The following is a 22921-nucleotide window of genomic DNA, read 5'->3' on the forward strand; positions in this document are numbered from 1 at the left end:
CCTTATTGGAGTTTTGAAACTCTCTTTTTGTGTATTGCATATCTGTAAACATCATCGTAGGATTTTGCAGCGTCATCCCATCCAAAATGCATGCACATTGCTCTTTTTTGCATCTCTTGAAATGCTTTTGGGTTATTGTAATAAACTCCAACCCCCCACATAATGGTATGATAAAGTGCGTGTGCGCTGGCATATTCAAACTTAAATCCGACTCCGCTTCCTGCTGCTTCATCAAAATTTTCTATCGTATCATCAAGTCCGCCTGTTTTTCGAACAATGGGAAGAGTTCCGTATGCAAGCGAATAGATTTGATTAAGTCCACACGGCTCAAAAAGTGAAGGCATCAAAAAGAGGTCGCATCCCGCTTCTATTTTATGTGCCAAAACATCACTGTAGCCTACATGAAGCCCAAACCTGCCGCTATATTTTGAAGCAATATGGCTAAAAAATCCCTCTGCCCACTTCTCTCCGGTTCCAAGCATCACTATCTGCAAATCCTGCTTTAAGACTCCTTCGATTATTTCGGCAATAAGCTCTATGCCTTTTTGTTTTGCAAATCTGCCGACAAAACCTATAAGCGCAACATCGTCTCTTTGCTCAAGATGAAAATGCTTTTGTATATCTCTTTTACAAAGAAGTTTTCCTTTCATATTTTTAACACTATATTTTGAAGCTATTTTATCATCTTTTTGTGGACTCCACTCATCATAATCCACTCCGTTTAAAATTCCAAAAAGTTTATCTGCATGCGCTCTTATATGACTCTCCAAACCAAACCCGAACTCGCTTGTTTGTATCTCATGGGCATACTTTCTCGATACCGTCGTTATGGCATCGGCATATGCAATACCGCCTTTTAAGAGGTTTATGCGATCCATACTCTCATAAGCCTCAGGATGAAAATGTTCCCATCCGGATTCTAAAATATCCATGGCACCCTTATAAACATTTCCTTGATGTTCAAGGTTATGAAGCGTTAAAACGGTTGCAGCATCACCAAAATCATCTGCAAATCTTGTTTGAGCCAAAAGCGGTATGGCTGCCGTGTGCCAATCATTTGCATGGATAACATCAGGCTTAAAATCTATCATTTTACAAAGCCCAAAAACAGACTTTGAAAAAAAGATAAAGCGGTTATCATTATCCATATAGGCTTCGCCATAGTGATCATATAAACCTCCTCTTCCAAAATACTCCTCATAATCTATAAAGTAGATCATGGCATTGCTATTTGGAAGTTTTGTGCTGTATACACCCGCCCACAATTCACCCATAAAACCCATGGAGACACCCAAAGGACCTTCAATATGAGTTAATTTTGTTTTATCTATAGCATAATACCTCGGCATCACTACTACGACATTGTGTCCCATCTCGCTTAAAGCCCTTGGAAGTGCTCCCGCAACATCAGCCAAACCGCCGGTTTTGGCAAAAGGTGCAACTTCTGAAGCTACAAATAAAATATTGAGATTTTTTTTAATCATTTAAATCCTTTAATAAAAGTGCGCCTAGAAGCGGAGCATTTTTAAGTCTGCTTTTACAAATTTTAACTCCCTCAAGAGAATTTGAAAGCGCATAATTTTTGATGTTTTTCAATATAAACTCCTCTAAATGAGGATTTGCCTCTATTATACCGCCGCCTAAAACTAAAACCTGCGGATTAAATAGTGTTAGTGTTGTTCCAGCTGCCTTTAAAAGCGCATCATAAAACATCTCTACTATTTCATACTCCTGTGCTTCTGCTAACTCTTTGAGTGAAACGCTGCATGAAAGTTTTTTATACTCCATCCACTTTGCCAAACCAGAACCCGAAGCATAAAGCTCCAGACAGTTGTCTCTGCCGCAACCGCATCTAAAAGGGGCTCTTTGATGTGGGATATGACCTAGCTCTGCAGCTACATTTTTAAAACCACGAACAAGGCGCCCTCTCTCAACAATCCCAACGCCAAGACCTGTTCCAATATAGAGAGCGCAAATATTTTGAGACTCAAACTCTATTGCCTCCGCCAGAGCTGCGCAACTAAGATCATTTTCTATTTGAAGCAAAACAGAGTATTTTGATTCAATTCTCTTTTTAAGCTCATGCTCATCAACTAAAATATTTGGTGAAGATACTATTTTACCATTTTCTACCTGTCCCGCATAGGAGATACCAATAGTTTTCACATCTCTATATTTTGCTAGCAGCATCTCTATCCAGGCGCAAAGACCTATCTCACCGCTTTTTGCTTCTGCATCGTCAACAAACTTATCTTTACTCCAAATCTCTGCTCTTAACTTTGTTCCGCCGGCGTCAATTGCGAGATTCATTAAAGCACCTTTTTATAGAGCTTATAATAGAGCAAAGCACTCTTTTCAAATGAGAAATCACAATTCATATTAAATGATATCATATCATTAAACTTTTTACTCTCTTTTTTAAGCCTTAGTGCTCTTTTTATGGCCATCAGCAGCGCTTTTTTAGTTGGTTTTGAAAAGAGAAATCCCCTCGCGCATTGCATCTTTTTTTCATGCACACTGTCTGCCAAACCGCCTACTTTATGAACAATAGGAATGGTTCCGTATCGTGCGGCTATCATCTGATTTAGTCCGCAAGGCTCATAGAGAGAGGGCATAAGCAAAAAATCTCCTGCCGCATAGATTTGATGAGAGAGCTCCTCTTTGTAGCCTGATAAAAATTTAAAGTTTTTATACTCAGCCTCATAAGATTGAACTCTTTTTTTATAACTCTCCTCTCCATTTGCCAAAAGTACAAAGTTGATATCCTCTTTTAAAAAATCATGGAGTGATTCTAAGAGAAGGTCAAATCCTTTTTGATGTACCATACGGCTAATCATGATAAAAAGAGGCTTTTTGACATCCCTTAGAGCAATCTCTTTTTGAAACTCTTTTTTGTTCTTATACTTATTTTTCAAACTATCAGCACCAAAAGGAGACCAAAGAGCTTTATCATTTTGCGGATCAAAAACATCGGTATCGATACCGTTCATGATGCCCGTAAGTTTATGCCTGTTTGCCATTAAAAGTCCCTCAAGACCGCAGCCAAACTCTTTTGTCAGTATCTCTTTGGCATATGTGGGGCTTACCGTAGTTATCATATCGCTAAAAATAATTCCGGCTTTTAAAAAATTTACTTTTCCATAAAACTCCAAAGCCTCCATAGTAAAGTATTTCTCCTCTATGCCTATGCGAGAGAGCGAATTTTTTTCAAAAACTCCTTGATAAGCGAGATTATGAATGGTAAAGATTGTCTTTATACCAAGATCTGCTCTTTTGACAAAAAGAGGCACAAGTGCGCTATGCCAGTCATTTGCATGAATAAGCTCTATCTTTAAAATAGTTGCGAGCTTTACAACTGCGGCACTAAAGATGGCAAAACGAATATCATTGTTTGCATATTCGCCGCTCTCATCACCATACATCTCTTTTGTAGAGCTTAAAAGAGCACAATGCACAAAATAGCTCTTTACTCCTCTATCCAGAGATTCATAAAGTTCTATTTCATACTCTGCGCCGCCAAGTTCCACACTAAAGTTTATTGCTGATTTTTGATAAGCTTTTTTATCCATAAAAGTGTAAAAAGGCATAACGCTAACTATTTGTGTATATTTGCTCAAAACTTGCACAAGAGAGTATGCCACATCAGCCAAACCGCCGCTTTTTGCATGTCCAAATATTTCACTTGCGCAAAAAAGCACTCTCATTTTGCATCCTTTGAATTCAAAAGTGCGGCACACTCTTCGGGAGAGACTGGATTTATCGCCATATCGGTAGATATTTCAAATCCACCTAAAGTGTAGATTCTAGGGGTTATTCTTATACTAAAGCGATAGTTTTTATGAAGATAGGACATATAACTCTCATTTTCAAAATTTGGATTTATGGGCGGAATATTGAAGTAGAGATTATAATCAAAATCGCCAAGTTGTGCATGCAGTTTGCTAAAGACAACTTTTATGCAATCAGCAAGCGATAAGAGATCATCCCTTGAACAATACTCAAGGCTTGCAATATTTTTCTTAGGCGCTATCATCACCTCAAAAGGGTACGCGCTCGCATAAGGGCAAAATGCTCCAAAACTCCCCTTGTTGTAAAGGACCCTCTCTTGCGCCAAAAGTTCATTATAGAGCATATCTTCAACTTTTCCCCTGCCATGTCTTCTGTAGTATCTCATATTGTGCTTTAAAAAGCTCTGTTCGTTTTGCGGAGTTATGGGAAGTGCAAGTATCTGTGTATGCGGATGCTCCTGTGTGGCTCCCGCACTAGATCCGTGATTTTTAAAAATGCTAAGATAGATGAGTCTTTTATCTTTTTTGAGATCCTCTATTCTAATGATAATAGTTCGCAGCCAATTCTCAATGCTAGCAACTTCAAGCTTTTGCATTGTACACTCATGGCACACAGAGTCGATAAGTATCTCATGCGCACCTACTCCGGGGATATGCTCAAACATTCCGTCTCTTTGCGAAATATCTTCAAGTTCAATTTGAACAGCTTTATAAAAATTTGGGATCACTCTTGTTTTCCAGCCGACAGAGTCCGCACTATTGTCTCTTAGGGCAAAAATCTCTTTAGGAGTCAAAGACTCATTCCCCTCACAAAAAGGGCATCTGCTCTTTGGAATTTTATGTGTGCTGCTATTTACATGCAGATCAGGTCTGTGAAGTCTCTCCGGAGCTATCAATACATACCTGTTATAAAAACGATCTCTTCTTATTTCAGACATCACAAACCTCCAGTGATATATTTAGATCCAACGAATTTGAAAACGGTGTATAAATAAGCAGGGATACCTGCTGTGCTATAAGTTCAAAACCCTCCTCGCTCTGCGAGATCGTATCTGCTATGTACGCATAAAGAGTACATTTTTTATCTGTTGTGATTTTGAGATTTTTTTGCGTGTAGTCATCTTTTAGCACTATGTTCTCTACCTCCGTTAAAATAATCCCCTCCTCTACACTATGGGCGTTAATAGAAACTTTATGCGGGTGTGCAAAGTGAAAATTAAACTCCATGCCATAATAAAGCTTATGCGTAAATTGGGTCGCAATACTGAGCTTAAGAGCAATTTTCTTAGAAGCAAAACTATATTTTTTAACAAGAGATGTTTCATATTTTTGATCTAAATATATACCACCTTCTCTTTTAAATGCTCTTTCTGCTTCATCAAATTCAAAAGATTGATTTGCAAAGTCACCGACCTCTTTAAAGTTTGCTCTCTTAAAACTCTCAAGCAGAAACTCATCTCTTGAGAGATGATCCACAAACGAGTATTTAGGATGCCAGTCGTAGATCAACTTCTCTTTCAGAGCGGCATCGACAACCACATCCGCATTATGTATTGTTGCTATTGTATCACTATTTTTCTTTTCAATATGAGTGTTTTGAGGAGGATTTAAAATCTTTTCATGATATGCTTCATAACGGCGCATAAGAGTGTTTTGCCAATTAAAAAGCTTCTCTAGCGAACCAAATTCTACAAGAGAGCCGCCGTACTTTGATGAAAAAACAAGACTTAAATCTTTCGTTAAAACCTTTAACTCTTTGTATCCGTCCATATCGATATCTTCAAAAACCATTTTGATTTTTTTTGTAGCAAGCGAAGCTTCAATCTCTAAGAGATATTTATAGGCATTATCGCGTAAATTGGGAAGGTAGATTCCGCCAAAGAGACCATGCCAAAAAACATCATTTGTTTGAAGCTTATAAAGAGAGTCCAAAATATTTTTCTTCAGTCTCTCTTGATGCAATGAGTGCCGCAGCATTCTTTTATGAATATGGTTGGACTCATGGTATTTGAGAAAAAAGTTTTTCCAAATACCGCCTTTGATAAACGCCACTCCAGTACTTTGAAAATATTTTTCCCCAATCCTTTGTTTAAGTCTCTCAAGAGCTTGCGCTTGCACGGCGCCCAAACTCCACTCACCCATCTCAAAGTACGATGTATTGCTTAAATATGCTAATCCCTTTGAGTGATGTGTTTGAAGATACTCTTTGTAGTGCATGGTGGCAATTCTCTCATCTTTTACAACAGCCTTAACAAATCTCTCAAGCCACTTCTTCTCATAAACCCACTCATGTGTTTTTGGCCAGAGTCCAAACTTTTCCATATCATCAAAAATAACAGCTGCACTGTTTTTATTTTGCGCACACTTTAGAATCTCCTCTATTGCGCGCTCTATGTTAAAAAATGGAAGTGCGTAGCGAAGAGAGGATGAGATGGGAAAGAGTGCTATCTTCTCTCCCCCCTTTTCGCTCTCATAATATCCGTCCATTGCATTTGCATCAAAACCGTTGCTTAAAAAATGGTAATCATCCACGACGACATACTCTAGGCCACACGCTTTTAAATCCTCTATGACGGAGGCCTCCCACACCCTCTCTGTAAGCCAAGATCCCTTGGGGGTTGCTTTGAGATTTTTTTGCAGATAGAGGTTGAGTTTCTCTATCTGTGCTTTTGCATCTTTGGAAGAGATGGAGCTTAAAACAGGCTCATAATATCCGCCTCCGACCCACTCGATAGAGCCTTTGTTTGTTAAATACTCTATGTTTGAGAAGAGTTTTGGATATTTTGTTTTTATCTCACTTAAGAGCCATCCGCTTGAGTGAAGCGCAAACTTAAACTCCGGATACTTTCTCATAGTCTCAAAAAAAGGAGCGTAACAGAGCTCTACAGATCTATCAACAGCATCACTGAAATTATCGACAGGTTGATGCATATGTACGCCAAAAAGCAAATTTATTTTTTTCAAGCCACTCTCCTAAACAAACCATCTATCGCTAAAATCACTCTGTGTATCAATTTCAAGCATTCCAAAACCGGGTAAAACCTGTATAACCATATCATCTTTTGATAATTCAAAACGAAAATAGAGTTTTTGCTTTTTGATAGCATTTTTAGCTATCTTGATCTCTACCCAATCTTCATATGCAACTTCATACGCTATGGTGCTCTTTTTGCTTTTATACTCTTTTTTACCCTCAAAATCAAATGATACCTCTTCATCAAAACCGATTGGATCGATGATTGTACGAAGCGTAAAATCAAAATTTTTAATTTCATCCATATCTGCTTCAAAAGCAAAATAGATATTTTCAAAATCCTGTCCATAAAGCATCTTTTTAATGGGTCCTCTTTTTCTGTCCATAGTTGCATAAAATTTGCTTTCATAAACGACGCCGCACCCTATCCAGTCAAAAAAGGAGTCGTTTTTTCCGTTGATGTGAGGAGATATATGCGATTGCGGATAGATCCAAAAATCTTTGGAACTTCTTTTTTGAATGATGGGCTCAAAAAAATCAAAAGGAGGCTCTATTTGCATAAGGTTGTATATGCAGATAAGATGGGATCTAAAAAGCGCATCATATTCAAGACCAAATTCCGTATAGTGGTCATCTCCGTACCACCAAAACCAGTCAGAAGATTCTGCGGCTAAAAAATGCTCAGTTATTTTGGCATTTAGCGCATCATCAAGAGACTCTTTATGGTGCTCATAATCTCTTTTTGTTATAAAGATAAGCTCCCATGCACGATTTTTTTCTCTCTGGCCAATCCATGTGTCAAGTTTACCGCCTATCCAGCTTCCGGCTGCCAGTTTATTCAATTTTTTTCTTGGAAGTTTCTTTATATCTTCTATATGCAGAGTATTTAACCATGCAGTACTGTTTATACTTTTATACAACTCATCAAAAAAATAAAAAGCGTTGTTTTCATAAAATTCCCATGCATTTTCACCATCTAAAATAACAAAAGCAGTAGCGCTCTTGTCTGTTTTATCTATCAAAAGCAGAGAAGAGATAAAATCTTTTACAGCTATTTTTGCCTCCCAAAACCTATAGGTAAAACCTATTAAATCACTAAGCTGATGGTCCCTGAAACAGATGCACATACCATTGTAATCATAAGGAGTGTAAAGAGCTGCTCTCTTTTTTGAACTGATAGAACGAAAAAGAATATCTTCATCCGTTGCAATCCACTCTGCCCCGTAATCATAGAGCAGCGCTGCGCTCTTCTCATCCACTGCACCCTCGGCGGGCCAAAAGCCATCGGGTAAAAATCCAAAAGTCTTTACAAAAAGATCTTTGGCTTTTTGAATATGCAAAACGGCATCCTCTTTTAAAGAGATACTGTACTCTGGAGTATTTGTTGAAGGATTTGCAGCTGTAGCGCTTTGCACATCAAGCAAAAGAGGCAAGATAGGATGATTTAGCGGAGTTGTGCAAAGAGAGAGGGTGCCTCTCTTTTTTAATTCAATATAATAATCAAAAATCCCCGCTATAAACTCTCTCAACTCTTCAAGCAAAGAGAGTTTGTCTTCATAGGTATAACCTCTCTGTTTTGCAAGAAGATCTTTTACCACTCTGCTGTTTGTTCTTAGATAAACACCGCACCATGAGAGTATAAAAAGAACCTGCAAATCAAAAAATTCACCATCTTCATAACTCTCTTTTTTATAAAGTCTGCTATATGATTCTATAGAAGCGGCCATAGTTTCATAGGGAACGCTTTTACAAATCTTTATCATCCATTTGTAATTTTGCATATCTAAAGAGCTCTGATCTTGCAGCCAGAGATTCAAAAACTTATCACTCTTTTGCGGATTTTCATAGTAGAGCTTCAACTGCAAAATAAGAGAGGGAGTTATATTGAAAGTGGCTTTTAAACCGCTATGTCTTGAGATCATCCATGGCATATCGTAATAATCTTTTATGGCATGCAAAAATACCCAAGGCATCTGCATCACACCAGATTCATCTCTATAATCAGGCTGATGCATATGCCATATAAAAGCTAAATTCATACTACTTCTCTTTTGACCATATTTCAATTTTTTGCGTATAGCTCTTTAGCAGCGCCTCTGCTCCCTCTTTAGTGCTTGCTTGTATATAGAAATTGAGATGATCGCTGTACTGATCAGGAATCATTAGTATCCAATCGGTCTCATTTTCCCAAATTTTTACACCATCTTCAGATGATGATCTTTTACCTTTGGCATCTTCTAAAAACTTTCGCATCATTTTACCTTTTAGGGCTTGCGAACACTCAATCTTTTCTTGCATATAGCAAAAATCATCAATTTTTCTAGATATTTCAGAGAGTTTATATTGACTAAAACTAAGCATCTCCATAATCTTTAAACTTGCATATATGGCATCTCTGAATACGCCAAACTCGGTAAAAGCGAAATTGCCGTCAACTGTTGCTATTAATGAGTACTCTCTAAGTTTTTGGGCTTTAAAATCAGAATATTTTCCTCTTTGAATATCAAGATTTTCAAATTTAAATATGTCGGGAGCCCATGTCGGTAAAATGACTTTTTTTCTCGTCTGTGATGCATGCATATTTAACAAATAGAGAACTACTAAAAGTCCTTTTACCATATCTAAAATCTCACCTTCGTCAGTCACGAGATAGATGCGCTGTGCATTTGGATAGATCATAATACCAATATCACAACCAAGACTTGATACTATTTTTGAGATATTCTCCTCAGAGCGTTTTTTAAGTGCATTGAAATTAGACAACTTTTGCTCATCATAATTAGCATTTAGCACTATGTTTTCTACACCAATTTCATTTAAGATTATTGAAAAAACATCACCCGTTGACCCATGCATCAAATCAAGAACAACCTTAAATCTATTGGATTTTATTATGGTCTGATCTATTTTGCTCTTAATGGCAGCTTTATAACTATAGCACTCTTTAAAGTACATTGTCTCTTCAATCTCTCCAATGCGTAAAAAATCCACCCTTCGAAATTTTTCTGTAAAAAATGTTTTTTCGATGCTTTTTGCACTGTTTTGATCTATGCGGATAGCTTCTTCGTTAAAGAGTGTAATTTGAGAATTTGCAGAGTGAAAAACATCCTGTTTAAAGTGTGCTCCGCCAACTAAATCAGGATTTTTTGCAATAGTATATCTTAAAATAGACGGTGCTATGCTTCTTAGATCCAGTACATTAATTCCGGCAGATAAAAGTCCTCCCAAAAATGCTCTTTTTAACATTCTTGAACTTTTATCATGGTCTCTTCCAACTGCTACTTTTGCTCCTACAGGAAGCTGCGCTGCAAATGCTTCTGCCAATTTCGTAGCCATCTCGCAGGAGAGTTCAACATTGCTTTTGCCTGTTACTGTTCCATTTTCAAAGATAGAGTTTTTGTATCTGCTTCCAAAAACAAGATTATGACTTATTATTGAAGCAGCTTCAATCTTTTTATTGGGCCAAATAATTACATCATGTTCAAAGGAGGCAAGTTCTCCGACTTCACACCCTTCTGAGAGAATAAGTCCGGCTTTTGCGGTTACATTTTTATCAATTGAATTATTATTACAGATAACAGCATTATCAAGTTTTATATTTTTTTTCATCTTGACATCTTCCCAAATAACGCTATTTGAGATACTGCATCCGTTTCCGATTGATACATTGTCACCGATAACTGAATTACTAAGTTTTACATCATCTTTTATCTTTACATGTTTACCAAGGACAACAGTCCCTAAAATTTTAACAGAGGAGTTTAGATTGTACTCTTCATCACTGTATAAAATGCCCTCTGTATATTTTTTAACAATGCCGTTAAATTTAAAAGCGACTCTTTCGTTTAAGATATCATCATATACTTCACGGTAACTCTCAGGGTTTCCTACATCTCTCCAATACCCCTCAAGATTATATCCCATCAAATCCACTCCCTTTTTCATAAGCAAAGGGAAAAGATCTTTTGCAAAGTCAAAATTTTCTCCTTGCGGGATATACTCCAATATCTCAGGTTCAATAACATAGATGCCTGTATTTATCGTATCGCTAAAAACTTCGCCCCAGCTTGGTTTTTCTAAAAATTTCTCTATGACATTATCTTCATTTGCTATAACTACACCAAATTGAAGCGGGTTTTCAACAGAAGTGAGCCCTATGGAGAGTTTTGCTTTTCTTTGCTTATGAAACTCAAATATTTTTTCAAAATTAAAATCAGTAACCAAATCACCGCTTATAACGATAAAATTCTCATCTCCGATATACTCCTCGGCCAGTTTTACAGCCCCCGCTGTTCCATAGTCATCATCAGGAACGACATAGGTTATTTTGATTCCAAACTCACTTCCGTCGCCAAAATAGTTTTGAATGATCTCAGGTTTAAAATAGAGCAGAACAATAAACTCTGAAATCCCAAGATCTCTTAGCATTATCATAGTGTGTTCCATCATAGGTCTATTGACTATAGGCAACATCGGTTTTGGTCTTGAATGTGTTAAAGGTTGGATTCTTGTTCCAAATCCACCTGCCATTACTACTGCTTTCATAACTACCTCTCTATTGATTTTATAAAATTTCTCTACTACAAATTAAACATTTTTTCATAATATTCTGTCGCCATGCGAGCAGAATCAAACTCGATTTCTATATCGCTCATAGCACTCTTCATAATATTTACCCACTCATGAGGGTTGTCATAATAAGTAGGAATAATGCTGTTTTCTAAAATATCCATCATATTTTTATTATCAAGTCTGTCTTGTTCAAAAAATGGCAATTCATAATCAACCGGAGTAATTGTAAAAGCATTTTTACCATCTTTTGCAAACTCTGGATGCCAGCCGTCATGAATGGAAAAATGAATGGAGCCGTTCATACTTGCAGTCATTCCGCTTGTTCCGCTTGCTTCACGAGTAATTCTTGGTGTATTGAGCCAAACATCACTTCCCTGTTTTAAAAGTTTTGAGAGAGTAAGTTCATAACCGACTAAAACTGCCATATTTTTAAATTTATGGCTTATATGGACCAGTTCATTAAATATATCAATAGCTCCGGTATCAGTGGGATAAGGTTTTCCTGCCCAAATAACCTGAATAGGTCTTTGTGTATTTGTCATAAGTTTTACAAATCTCTCATAGTCATATTTAAGCAATCCCGGTCTTTTATATTCTGCAAATCTTCTTGCCCAGACAATTGTCAAAACTTCAGGATCAAACATTTTTCCCGTTTGATCCGCTACCATATCAAAAAGCACTTTTTTTAAGTGTTTTTTTCTGGCAAGCAGCTCATAATCTTCGTGTTCATCTAGTGCGCGAATAAGCGTTTTATCTGTCCAGTACTTTTTATTTTGCGCATTGGTTATAGAGATGATTTCACATCGATCCTCAACATCATTCCACATCTCATTTGCAACAATACCATGTATTTTTGAAACACCGTTTGCTATCTTAGCACCCTTAAGAGCGCCTATAGTAAGACTAAAATTATCGCTCTTTTTGCAACCGCTTATATTTCTGGCTGTATTGAGATCCAAACCGTTGAAAAATCCCATCTCATATAAAAAGTTTATATTGTGAACCTCATTACCCGCGGTTTCGGGCGTATGGGTTGTAAATACAACATGTTTTTTTACCGTTTCTATATCACCAAATCTATTATAAAGCTCATAAATAAGCGGGAGGGCATGTCCCTCATTCATATGATAAATATCTACTTTATGATTAATCGCCTCAAGCATTTTTGCGCCTCCAATACCCAAAACAATCTCTTGCGCCACTCTTGTTTTCTCGTTTGCATCATAAAGCTTGTGTGTAATAGTTCTAGAGAGGTAATCATTTTCATAAATATCGGTAGAGAGCAAAATTATAGGAGCGGTACCAAAAACATCGCAGCGAAGCAAAAAACCCTTTATCATAACATCTTTATTGTCGACCTTTACGCTCACTTTTACATCGAGTTCTTCTAAAAAATAGTAAAATTTTCTTGTGTAGTGAGGCTTGAGGGTTCTATCTTCATTACGAAGTTGGTCATAGTAGCCAAAACTCCACAAAAGCCCTACTCCAACAACATTTTGCTTTAAGTCGTAAACACTTCTCATATGCGAACCTGCTAAAAAACCAAGCCCTCCCGAGTAGATTTTTAGCGACTGATCAACTGCAAACTCCATAGAAAAATAAGCAACACTTTTTTTAAATTTTTCATTTATATCATATGAAAACAGATTCATTTTTTTCCTTATACTTTTTTTGATAAATTACTATAAAGTATCTTTTTACCACACTCAACGCCATTTTGATTATATGTATCTATTTTAAGCATAGAACCTACAAGCGAGGTAAGCAGTTCAAAATATATAATAAGTATACCTATATTCTCTTCATTTATAATATCAAGTTTTATAAAATCGGTATTTATGCCAAACTCTTCAACACTCTGCATCACAGCTTTGCATTGTGCATTTATCAGCTCTGAGAAATTTTTGCCATTTACAAAATTTGTTTTTTCTATATACTCCAAGGTAATATCTGCGATGGCAATATCATCTTGAAAATTTTCAACGGCTATAAAAGTTAAAGTTTTATCTCTTTGACCTTCGATTATAAGCTGTAAAAACGAGTGCTGATCCGTTGCACCGATAATTCCAATAGGAGTTAGCCCAACATGTTCGCCATTAACATCAATCTTGCCCAGAGATTCGCCCCACAGCTGAACATACCATTTGTTAAAATTCTCTAAAGAGTCTGCATATGAGAATAAAACATTAATGCTTAAACTTTTCGAATTTTTATAAAAAAAGTATGCTTTTTCTAAAAGATGTTTCTCTTTTTTGTCAAAAAATCGTTCTATAAAATTTGCAGCTCCTCGCAAAATAGCTTCTACATCATAACCTGCAAAATGAAGCACTACAACACCAACGGCACTCAGTACAGAAAAACGCCCTCCCACATTATGCGGAATATAAAATGTCTTAAGCTTATGGTGCAATGCAAATTTACTCAAATCAGAATTGTTATCTGTAATGGCAAAAACACGATGATTGTCTTTTACATCCAAATCAAGCGCAAAGTGATGAAGAAGTGTTTTAAAAATAGAAGTTGTCTCAATAGTTGAACCTGATTTAGAGATAATAAAAAAAGCTGCTTCAGCAGGGCGTATTTTTTGTATTTGAGAGAGAATTGTCAAGGGATCTGAGTTTTCAAAAAACAGAATCTCTTTTGCAGCTTTATTTACAGGACGAAGTATGGAGTCTATGGCTTTAATGCCAAGTGATGAACCACCGATACCGATAACAACTATCTGACTAAACCTGCTGGTATCTATATCTTTGGCATCCTCTAAAACTTCAAGTGATCTTCTGGGAAGTTTATAATACCCCACCTTCTCACTCTGCATCTCCTCTTGCAGCGATAAAAAAGCTCTCTGCACTACATTATTGGGAGCAGATGCCTCAAAATTATTTAAAAAAGTTATCATTTTTTCTACCTTGATTTTTATAATACTATCAATATTATGTGAAACAAAAGTGAAACATAGAACACTCTATTTCCATTCAAAACTATGGTTGTAAAGTAGTTTGTTTTTACGAAAAACCATATCCATCTGCAGAAGAATTGTCCTAAGAATCTTAATCGTCTCAAGAGCATATTCCCCTTTATTGAGCATAACACATTCAGCTTTATGGGCAAATGAAACATCAGAGATCTCAGCACGACTCGGAAGATTTGTTTTCATCTTGCTCTCGAGTACTTGAGTTGCAAGTATTACAGGAATATGCGCAGCAGTGCAAAGATCAAGAATCTCCTCTTGTATATATGCCAAATTCTCAAACCCGATCTCTATAGCAAGATCACCTCGTGCTATCATAATGGCTGCACGCTCATACTCTATAAGGGCTTCAAGAATTGAGGGGAGATTTTGCACCCCTTTTTTTGTCTCTATTTTAGCAACAATTCCAATTTTGTCTTTTTTGCCCAACCGTTCAAGCTCTTCTATAAGCATTCGAACATCATCTGCACCTTGCACAAAAGATATTCCTATGATATCTGCATATTCACAAATAAAAGGGAGTATCTCTTTGTCATGTTCGCTTATTGCAGCAAGAGAAATATCGCTGTTTGGGAGATTGATCCCCTTCTCATCTTTTATTTTACTGCCTTTTTTACTGTTTGTAAGAACGCGGCACACAATATCTTCACCCTCTATCTCTTCTATGACCATCTGGATTTTTCCATCATCGATAAAAACATGATCCCCAACAGAGGTGATACTGCCGAGCTTTTCAAGCGTGCAGCCAATTATGGCGCTGTAGCGATTTTTTTTGTCATGAAACGCTTGTGAGAGAGACGACTGAATCAAGACATATTCATTATAAAATACTTTTATTTTTTTATCTCTATCCGCCTCTCTTAAAGAGGTTCTTATTTTGGGTCCTGCAAGATCTACATATACTTTAAGCTCTTTATCTTCTGATTGAGCATTTTTGATTGATTTTGCCATATCTTTCCATGCTTTAGGATTATCATGCGCGGTATTAATACGAAAAAGATGCACTCCCTCGCGTGAGAGGTTGCTAAAGTAATCCTTATCTTCCTCATAGTTTGAATCAACAGTAATCATAATTTTTGTTTTGTCATCTGAATTAGAAAAAAGTGTAGCATTTTTATCCATAATTGCATGCGAATCTTCATAGCTCATATATGCATCGCCAAGTTCAAGTTCACGATCGAGTGCAAGAGAGAGCATTCTTAGTGCGACAATAACGCTTGCTTCTATATGTGCTTGTGAACGACCAAAAGAGGAGAGACCCACTCTTGTCAAGTTGTCTTGAAGCAGTGAGTAGTCATATTTTCTAAGGTTGAGATACTGCTTCATATTTAATAGAGAAACATTTTTTATCTGCGGATCTATACCATAGTTAAGTTTCTCTTTAAGCTCAAGCAAATTCTCAAGCAACTCTGATAAAAAAGCCTGATTTAAACCATTTTTATATTTTGTCTGCGCTGTGTTCATTGGAATCTTGCTTGAATAATCTGCTCTGCAGCTTTGATAATCGGATATGTAGTCGGAGCGGCTGTAAGCAGTGGCTGCGTTGCGACCTGCAAAGAGACAAGATGGTGGGCGCTTAGCTCTGTTTCAATTGCCAAGCCTATGATATTAATCACCTCTCCCGCCTCTTTATCTCCTATGACTTGTCCTCCAATAATCTGACCGCTGCTTCTAATAGCTATAAGCTTGACCGACTGCTTAGAAGCGTCGGGAATGGTTCCGGGATGACGATTGAGCCCTTGGAAATACCCTACTGTATAATCAATATTCTCTTTTTTAGCACGATCTTCAGTAACTCCCGCGCTTGCAAATGCCCGATTACCAATCATTGTTGAGAAAATAGCAATGGTGCCGTTAAACCCTTTGAGATATTGAAGTCCATAAAGTGAACTTCCTGCTACTCTAGCTTCAGATGCAGATGTAGAAGCAAGCATCACCTTTGAAGGATCGCGGGTGATAAAATCTCGACGGCCGCAGCAGTCGCCAACGGCGAATATATCCTTATTTTTGGTGCGCATATACTCATCCACCCATATTCCGCCATAATGAGCAAGTTTTAATCCGGCATTTTTTGCAAGCTGCGTATTTGGCTGGTATCCCGTAGCTAAAATAATAACATCGCCATCTATGCGACCTCCATCACAAAGCTCTATACCCTCTGCCAAACTCCCGGATTGTACGATGCGAGATGCATATTGTCCCAAAACAAGTTCAATCCCCATCTCTTGCATAATCTTTTCCGCCTCAATTGCCATATCAACATCAAAAGAACCGGCTAAAATATGTCTTCCTCCCACAATAGTTACATCTTTTCCTATAGAGCGCAGTTCTGTCGCCATCTCTACACCGATAAATCCGGTACCTATAATAATAACCTTTTGCTTATCTTCAAGATAATCTTTTAATTGATCAATTTTTTCTTTGCATTTTTGGATTGTAAAAACATTTTTTAGATGCAAGGCATCCTCAAAACTTTTGTGAACAAAAGGAGTAGAACCGGTAGCAAAAACAAGTTTATCAAATGTAATTTTATGACTGTTTGCATAGAGTGTTTTAGATTCAATATCGACAGAAGTTGCCGTATCGGTGATAATAGTAGTCTTTTCTGCCACCGCTGGCGAAAAAGGCATAATATTTTTACTGCTCTGTGCGAGTGTTTTGCCAAAAATATAGGGAATCCCGCAAGGAACAAGAGATATCTCATCCTCTTTAATAAGAGTGATTTTTTTATCAGGATAATTTTGCAAAGCGGTAGAGACTGTAACTAGAGCAGCGGGTCCACCTCCTAAAACCAATATATCTGTGTCAATAAGCTTCATATCTTTTCCTTGTCTGTTTTTAGTGTATTCGCATAAGTGTACATCAATAAAATTACAATGAAGTAACTTAAACTTAAATATTAAAGTAGCAATTTATTTTTAAAATCATATAATCTCGCCATGCAGGATTTATCACTTGAAACTTTTTTATTTGCTTTTGCTCTGACTCTATTTGCAGGGCTTTCTACATCAATCGGTGCCGTTTTGGCATTCTTTTCAAAAAGCAAAAACTATACTATTTTATCCATAGGGATGGGATTTTCCGCAGGTGTGATGATCTATGTCTCTTTTATGGAAATTTTAAATAAATCCAAAGACTCATTTACAGAACTCTACTCAAGTGAAATAACAGGAGAATCTTTGACTCTTTTGTGTTTTTTTGCCGGTATTGCTCTTAGCGCATTTATAGATAAAATGATTCCCGAAGATGTAAATCCACATGAGACAAGAAGCAATAGTGAACTTCTAGAGCTAAAACCGGAAGCTGAAAATTTTGTTTTACGAAATTCTAAACTTAAAAGAACTGGGATTTTTACAGCACTCGCCATAGGTATACACAACTTTCCGGAGGGTTTTGCTACTTTTGTATCAGCGCTTGAGAGCCCAAGCATAGGTATTACCATAGCATTTGCGATTGCGATTCACAATATACCTGAGGGCATGGCGGTATCTCTGCCTATATATCATGCAACAGGCAATAAAAAAAGTGCATTTTGGTATGCGACTCTCTCAGGCTTAGCAGAACCAATAGGTGCGCTTGTAGGCTTTTTTCTGCTTTTTCCTTTTATGGGAGAAGCTACACTTGGCATAACTTTTGCAATGGTTGCCGGAATAATGATTTACATATCTTTTGATGAACTTCTGCCTGCTGCAAGAGTCTATGGAAATGCACATACAACGATTGGAGGGATAACTCTTGGTATGCTGGTTATGGCAATAAGTCTCATTGGGTTTAAACTGGTATAGTTATGTATGTCGATATAAATAAGCCTACCCTCTTCCTCTTTACCGATGCCAGTGTTGATCCTCAAACAAAAGTTGGTTATGGTGCATACCTGCTTTTAGGCGAATTTGAGCTTGAAGCACCTCTTGAAAAATTAAAAATCAAAGTTAAAAGATTTAAAGAGACAAACTCTTCAAAGTTAGAGCTTGAGACTTTTTTATGGGCTTTGGAGAAACTGCCGACAAAAAACTCCAAGATAATAGTCTATACAGACTGTCAAAATATTATCAATCTAAGAAACAGAGAAGAGAAGATCAAAAAAAACCACTACATGACAAGAAGAGGCACGCTTATAAAAAACCACGCACTTTACAGAAAGTTTTATGAGCTCACAGACCTTTATGAGTGTGATTTCATCAAAGTAAAAGGGCATAAAAAGAACGAAGACAAAGATGAAATAGACAACTACTTCACTCTGGTAGACAGAGCAGCAAGAGAGGCGCTTAGAAAGTAAAAACAGAGCAAAACAAGAGTTTAATTTAGTTTTTGCTAAACTCCTTTTTATGCAATACGCAGCAAGGAAAAACATCTTATGCCGATATTTTTAAACTCAGTCCTAAAAACTTACAAACAAAATGAAGCCCTCATAGCTCAGAGATGGGCATCCTACCAAAACTTTTTGGCAAAAGTAGAGTTTGTAAAGAGCGTCAAAGAGGAGAAGTACCAAGACGGCTTCTTGCATGACATCTTTGAAGAGTGCTTAGGCTACACGCTTGACAACACAAACCCGCAAGAGTTCAATCTTGAGCGGGAAAAGAAGAATGAAACGGACTCTAAAAAAGCAGACGGCGTCATCTATGTAGATGACGAAGTTATCGGCATAGTGGAGCTAAAAGACCAAAAAAGCAAAAATCTAGATGCCATTGAAGCTCAAGCATTTAACTACCACAACTCACACTCAAACTCAAAATACATCATCATCTCAAACTTTAACGAGCTGAGATTTTACATAGACAAAAAAACCGCTTACGAGAAGTTTGACCTCTTTTACCTCACTTACGATGAGTTTAAAAAACTGCATCTTCTGCTAAGTTACGAGAGCATAAAAGAGGGCTTGCCGCTCAAACTAAAAGAGAAATCGGCAAACTTTGAACTCCAAATTTCTAAAGAACTGTACAAAGACTTCTCGCTCTTTAGAACACATCTTTTTGAAAATATAGTCAAAAACAACTCTCTTGACAAATCCACTCTCCTCCGCCTTACCCAAAAACTCTGCGACCGCATTATATTTATGCTCTTTGCAGAAGACAGAGGACTGCTGAGACACAACACCATCAAAGAGATACGAGAGGAGTTTAGAGCTCAAAAATTTACCTCTTACACACTTTACGACATCTATAAGTTCTACTTTAACGCCATAAACGAGGGAAATAAAAAGCTTGGCATCCCAAAATACAACGGCGGACTTTTTGCAAAAGATGAGCTTCTAGACACTCTCATCATAGATGACGAATACCTTGACATGAAAGCGCAAAAACTAAGCGACTACGACTTTATGAGCGATGTAGGCGTAAATATACTCGGACATATATTTGAGCAGTCACTTACAGACTTGGAGGAGCTTCAGGCAAACATAGAGCATACCGACTTTGACAAGAAAAAATCCAAACGCAAAAAAGACGGCGTCTTCTACACCCCTGAGTACATCACCCGCTACATAGTCGATAACACTCTGGGCAAGCTCTGCCATGATAAAAAAGAGGAGCTGCAAATCGGCGGCGAGACTTTAATACCCTCAAACCCGAAAAAACTCAAAAAAGCAGAACAAACCCATAAACAAAATATCCTTGCCTACCGCGAATGGCTCACAAACCTAAAGATACTAGACCCAGCATGCGGAAGCGGCGCATTTCTAAACCAAGCGTTAGAGTTTCTCATAAACGAACACACTCTCGTGCGAGATATGCTTCTGCCTTTTGAGGACTTAACACTCGGCTACGAGATAGAAAAAGAGATACTAGAACACAACCTCTACGGCGTAGACATCAACGAAGACGCAGTAGAGATAGCAAAACTCTCTTTGTGGCTTAGAACTGCTCATAAGGGAAGAGAGCTTACGAGTTTGGCGGAGAAAATAGTATGTGCAAACTCACTCCTTGAAATGCCGTTTGATGAGGGAAGTTTTGATGTGGTTATCGGCAATCCGCCGTATGTAAGAGTTCAAGGGCTAAAAAGCAACTATGAAGATGAAGCGAAGCTTTATGAAACAAAATACAAATCCGCAACAGGCAATTATGATTTGTATGCACTCTTTTTAGAGATGAGCTTTGGCATGTTAAAGCCTACTGGAAAACTAAGCTATATCTTGCCTCATAAATTTCTCATCTCTGATTTTGGAAGCGGCTTAAGGGGATTTTTGGCGCAAAACAGAGCAGTTGAGAGTCTGCTTCATTTTGGCAGTGAAATGGTTTTTGAAGATGCTTCAACCTACACATGCATCATCACACTTTCACACAACAACGAAAACTTAAATTTTAAAGCAATAAGCCCAAAAGATATCTTTGAACCTTTCAACTATGATACTGTAAGCTATCAAAAACTAAGCAGCGAAAAATGGAATCTTTCAAATCAAGACACCACAAAGGTATTTGAGAAAATAAAACAACAACCTTTAATAGTAAAAGATGTTTTTGCAAAGATTTTTCAAGGAGCCAAAACAGGCAGTGATGATATATTTTTACTATTCAAAACTCAAAATGGACTTTACTCAAAAGCACTTGATAAAATAGTCGAAGTTGAAAGTGGGCTTTTAAAACCAATGCTTAAAGGTGAAGATATAAGCCGTTATGCAAATTTGCAAAATAGATATTTTGTAATATTTCCATATCTTATTGAAGACGGTAAAGCAAAACCGATGAGTGAATCATATATCCAAGAAAATTTTCCAAATGGGCACGAGTACTTAAAAGCAAATGAAGAATATTTACGAGGGCGTGAAAAAGGAAGATTTAATAATCCAAAAGAGTGGTTTTTATTTAGTAGAAATCAAGGAGTTAATTACTTTCATTTCAGCAAAATTATTATTCAAGAATTAAGTCTTGGCTCTAATTTAACATTTGACGATGTCGGCATGTGTCATGCAGGTCAATACAGCATGGTCAAAAAAGCAGATATCCAAGAAGATGATAAATTTTTTCTTGCCTTGTTAAACTCTTCTCTGATGTGGTTTTTCATAAAAAATACAAGCACGGAGTTTAGAGGCGGCTATTTTGCTTATCAAACAAAATATATTGAACCTTTTCCACTTCCAAAACTAAAAAGTTTAAACGAACAAAAGCCATTTGTAGAAAAAGCCGACAAAATGCTCTCACTCAAAAAACAGCTCCAAGAGACAAAACAAAACTTTACAAATGAGCTGGGGTTAGAAAAACTGACTAAAAAACTCCAAAACTTTGAGGAGCTGGAGTTTGAGGAGTTTGTGACCGAATACGCAAAAGCAAAGAAACTAAAATTTGCCGACAAACTAGCAGAGCGAAACTTCAAACAAGAGTGGCAAGCCATTTTTGAGAACGATAAAGCCCTTACAAGCAAGCTAAAAGACGAGATAATCAAAACCGACAAAGAGATAGACAAAATGGTCTATAAACTCTATGGATTGAGCGAAGATGAGATTAAGATTGTGGAAAATAGCTGATGCATTACTACAATCAATTAGTGACAAAAATTGGAAATATATTGAAACCTATTGTTGTAACACAACATAAAATTGGTAATATTCTCTCTTCTTATGCTCCAGAAATTATCCAAATAGCTAAAATCTTTGAAGAGCTTCCGCAAAGAACACAGCAGGCTGTCATGCTGTTGGCTAATGAAGGATGGTTTATTGATGCAGATTTTGCCTTAAACTCATTATTGCATCTTGAAAATAAGACTGCCGAAGAGATAGAAGAACTTTTAGTACACTATTATGAAGAAAAGATAGAGGAAGTTGAAAAAAAACTGATCAATAAATTTCCTGAACGAAAAACCATTCTAACAAAAGCTTTTTATGCACATAACGAGCAGATATACGAGCTCTCTGTTCCAGTTTTTTTGATCCAGTCAGATGGTATATGCCACGATATGACGGGACACCATTATTTTCATAAAAGATATGAATTGAAACAGTATCTTGAAACCAATTTATCTGAGCAAGTATTTAGTGATTATTTAGAACTACACCCCTGTGAATGAATCTCCATTTTTTCTCTCTCGTTCCCATCGTCCTCGATGGGAATGCATACTGTAAAATAACCTGAAACAGACACTCCCACGCAGAAGCATGAGAGATAAAAATACTTTTTTACATGTTAAGAAAATTAACGATACAATAAAGCAAAATTCATGGAGACTTGATTTGCCAACGGTACTAAGAGTAGACGGTTTTAGATTTTTCTTTTTTAGTGATGAACATTTGCCGTTGCACATTCATGTTGAAAAAGGCGATGGCTACATGAGGGTTGAACTTGATACCTTTAAAGTTACCAAGCGGTATAAACTCTCTAAAACAGATGAGAAAAAGATAATAACCATTATACAAGAGCATCAGCAAAAACTTATAGGAGCGTAGGATGAATACTTCAATTACAAGAGTTGATTTCGGTGATAAAATTTATATCTACTTAAAAAGCAGTGATATTTTGACTATACCTTACAGTTATACCAAAAAAATTCAAAATACAAAAAAAGAGCAGCTTTTAAACTATCGTATTATTGGCGGCGGTATAGGAGTTCATTTTGAAGAGATAGATGAGGATATTTCACTGAGCGGTATTATTGCATATAAAATAAATCATGAGCTAAAAGCTTCTTAAA

General features: G+C 36.9%; 17 protein-coding genes. 6 read left to right on the plus strand and 11 right to left on the minus strand.

The features are described 5' to 3' along the window. Positions 1-2 precede the first annotated feature (2 nt). The 11 genes from FJR47_RS05320 to FJR47_RS05370 form a co-directional block, all read right to left on the minus strand. On the minus strand, positions 3-1484 hold the full coding sequence (locus FJR47_RS05320) for a glycogen synthase (protein ID WP_152299414.1): 1482 nt from the start codon (positions 1482-1484) through the stop codon (positions 3-5). Then, complete coding sequence (locus tag FJR47_RS05325) at positions 1477-2310, minus strand: ROK family protein (RefSeq protein ID WP_152299415.1); 834 nt, start codon at positions 2308-2310, stop codon at positions 1477-1479. The genes FJR47_RS05320 and FJR47_RS05325 overlap by 8 nt, the downstream gene beginning before the upstream one ends. Next, positions 2310-3704 carry a glycogen synthase gene (locus FJR47_RS05330; protein WP_152299416.1) on the minus strand — a complete coding sequence of 465 codons (1395 nt, stop codon included), beginning with the start codon at positions 3702-3704 and terminating at the stop codon, positions 2310-2312. The genes FJR47_RS05325 and FJR47_RS05330 overlap by 1 nt, the downstream gene beginning before the upstream one ends. Next, positions 3701-4726, minus strand: a complete 1026-nt coding sequence (locus FJR47_RS05335) for a galactose-1-phosphate uridylyltransferase (RefSeq protein ID WP_152299417.1) — start codon at positions 4724-4726, stop codon at positions 3701-3703. Before FJR47_RS05335 ends, FJR47_RS05330 begins: the two co-directional genes overlap by 4 nt. Further along, positions 4719-6752, minus strand: a complete 2034-nt coding sequence (locus FJR47_RS05340; RefSeq protein WP_241855379.1) for an alpha-amylase/4-alpha-glucanotransferase domain-containing protein — start codon at positions 6750-6752, stop codon at positions 4719-4721. Before FJR47_RS05340 ends, FJR47_RS05335 begins: the two co-directional genes overlap by 8 nt. A 9-nt stretch (positions 6753-6761) precedes the next feature. Then, the gene (locus FJR47_RS05345; protein ID WP_152299418.1) at positions 6762-8801 is read right to left on the minus strand and encodes a glycoside hydrolase family 57 protein; all 2040 of its coding nucleotides are present in this window, start codon (positions 8799-8801) and stop codon (positions 6762-6764) included. Between the two features lies 1 nt (position 8802). Then, positions 8803-11307, minus strand: a complete 2505-nt coding sequence (locus FJR47_RS05350) for a sugar phosphate nucleotidyltransferase (protein WP_152299419.1) — start codon at positions 11305-11307, stop codon at positions 8803-8805. 35 nt (positions 11308-11342) lie between these two features. Next, positions 11343-12986, minus strand: coding sequence for an alpha-glucan family phosphorylase (gene glgP, locus FJR47_RS05355; RefSeq protein ID WP_152299420.1), 1644 nt, complete (start codon positions 12984-12986; stop codon positions 11343-11345). 8 nt (positions 12987-12994) lie between these two features. Continuing rightward, complete coding sequence (locus FJR47_RS05360; protein WP_152299421.1) at positions 12995-14233, minus strand: glucose-6-phosphate isomerase; 1239 nt, start codon at positions 14231-14233, stop codon at positions 12995-12997. 66 nt (positions 14234-14299) lie between these two features. After that, positions 14300-15769: a pyruvate kinase gene (locus tag FJR47_RS05365; protein ID WP_152299422.1), complete on the minus strand. Its 1470-nt coding sequence runs from the start codon at positions 15767-15769 to the stop codon at positions 14300-14302. Next, positions 15766-17124, minus strand: a complete 1359-nt coding sequence (locus FJR47_RS05370) for an FAD-dependent oxidoreductase (RefSeq protein WP_152299423.1) — start codon at positions 17122-17124, stop codon at positions 15766-15768. Before FJR47_RS05370 ends, FJR47_RS05365 begins: the two co-directional genes overlap by 4 nt. 120 nt (positions 17125-17244) lie before the next feature. Here FJR47_RS05370 and zupT point away from each other — a divergent pair, with 120 nt between their 5' ends. From zupT to FJR47_RS05400, 6 genes are all read left to right on the plus strand, one after another. Then, positions 17245-18090: a zinc transporter ZupT gene (gene zupT / locus FJR47_RS05375; RefSeq protein ID WP_152299424.1), complete on the plus strand. Its 846-nt coding sequence runs from the start codon at positions 17245-17247 to the stop codon at positions 18088-18090. A gap of 2 nt (positions 18091-18092) precedes the next feature. Then, complete coding sequence (locus tag FJR47_RS05380; protein WP_152299425.1) at positions 18093-18581, plus strand: ribonuclease HI; 489 nt, start codon at positions 18093-18095, stop codon at positions 18579-18581. A gap of 78 nt (positions 18582-18659) precedes the next feature. Beyond that, positions 18660-21761, plus strand: coding sequence for an Eco57I restriction-modification methylase domain-containing protein (locus FJR47_RS05385; RefSeq protein ID WP_152299426.1), 3102 nt, complete (start codon positions 18660-18662; stop codon positions 21759-21761). Continuing rightward, a complete protein-coding gene (locus FJR47_RS05390) occupies positions 21761-22300 on the plus strand; it encodes a hypothetical protein (RefSeq protein ID WP_152299427.1) in 540 nt (179 codons plus the stop codon). The genes FJR47_RS05385 and FJR47_RS05390 overlap by 1 nt, the downstream gene beginning before the upstream one ends. 88 nt (positions 22301-22388) lie before the next feature. After that, entirely contained in the window at positions 22389-22676 is a 288-nt protein-coding gene (locus tag FJR47_RS05395) for a DUF4160 domain-containing protein (RefSeq protein WP_223176060.1), read from the plus strand. Position 22677: 1 nt separating this feature from the next. Continuing rightward, positions 22678-22920, plus strand: coding sequence for a DUF2442 domain-containing protein (locus tag FJR47_RS05400; protein ID WP_152299428.1), 243 nt, complete (start codon positions 22678-22680; stop codon positions 22918-22920). Position 22921: the final 1 nt, after the last annotated feature.

Source organism: Sulfurimonas xiamenensis (assembly GCF_009258045.1).
GTDB lineage: Bacteria > Campylobacterota > Campylobacteria > Campylobacterales > Sulfurimonadaceae > Sulfurimonas > Sulfurimonas xiamenensis.

What these genes read in the sequence shown, in the direction of transcription:
- FJR47_RS05365 (WP_152299422.1), bottom strand. Translation starts at nt 15,769, where the DNA reads ATGAACACAGCGCAGACAAAATATAAAAATGGTTTAAATCAGGCTTTT.
- glgP (WP_152299420.1), bottom strand. Translation starts at nt 12,986, where the DNA reads ATGAATCTGTTTTCATATGATATAAATGAAAAATTTAAAAAAAGTGTT.
- FJR47_RS05385 (WP_152299426.1), top strand. Translation starts at nt 18,660, where the DNA reads ATGCCGATATTTTTAAACTCAGTCCTAAAAACTTACAAACAAAATGAA.
- FJR47_RS05350 (WP_152299419.1), bottom strand. Translation starts at nt 11,307, where the DNA reads ATGAAAGCAGTAGTAATGGCAGGTGGATTTGGAACAAGAATCCAACCT.
- FJR47_RS05360 (WP_152299421.1), bottom strand. Translation starts at nt 14,233, where the DNA reads ATGATAACTTTTTTAAATAATTTTGAGGCATCTGCTCCCAATAATGTA.
- FJR47_RS05325 (WP_152299415.1), bottom strand. Translation starts at nt 2,310, where the DNA reads ATGAATCTCGCAATTGACGCCGGCGGAACAAAGTTAAGAGCAGAGATT.
- zupT (WP_152299424.1), top strand. Translation starts at nt 17,245, where the DNA reads ATGCAGGATTTATCACTTGAAACTTTTTTATTTGCTTTTGCTCTGACT.
- FJR47_RS05330 (WP_152299416.1), bottom strand. Translation starts at nt 3,704, where the DNA reads ATGAGAGTGCTTTTTTGCGCAAGTGAAATATTTGGACATGCAAAAAGC.
- FJR47_RS05320 (WP_152299414.1), bottom strand. Translation starts at nt 1,484, where the DNA reads ATGATTAAAAAAAATCTCAATATTTTATTTGTAGCTTCAGAAGTTGCA.
- FJR47_RS05380 (WP_152299425.1), top strand. Translation starts at nt 18,093, where the DNA reads ATGTATGTCGATATAAATAAGCCTACCCTCTTCCTCTTTACCGATGCC.
- FJR47_RS05395 (WP_223176060.1), top strand. Translation starts at nt 22,389, where the DNA reads ATGAGAGATAAAAATACTTTTTTACATGTTAAGAAAATTAACGATACA.
- FJR47_RS05345 (WP_152299418.1), bottom strand. Translation starts at nt 8,801, where the DNA reads ATGAATTTAGCTTTTATATGGCATATGCATCAGCCTGATTATAGAGAT.
- FJR47_RS05400 (WP_152299428.1), top strand. Translation starts at nt 22,678, where the DNA reads ATGAATACTTCAATTACAAGAGTTGATTTCGGTGATAAAATTTATATC.
- FJR47_RS05390 (WP_152299427.1), top strand. Translation starts at nt 21,761, where the DNA reads ATGCATTACTACAATCAATTAGTGACAAAAATTGGAAATATATTGAAA.
- FJR47_RS05335 (WP_152299417.1), bottom strand. Translation starts at nt 4,726, where the DNA reads ATGTCTGAAATAAGAAGAGATCGTTTTTATAACAGGTATGTATTGATA.
- FJR47_RS05370 (WP_152299423.1), bottom strand. Translation starts at nt 17,124, where the DNA reads ATGAAGCTTATTGACACAGATATATTGGTTTTAGGAGGTGGACCCGCT.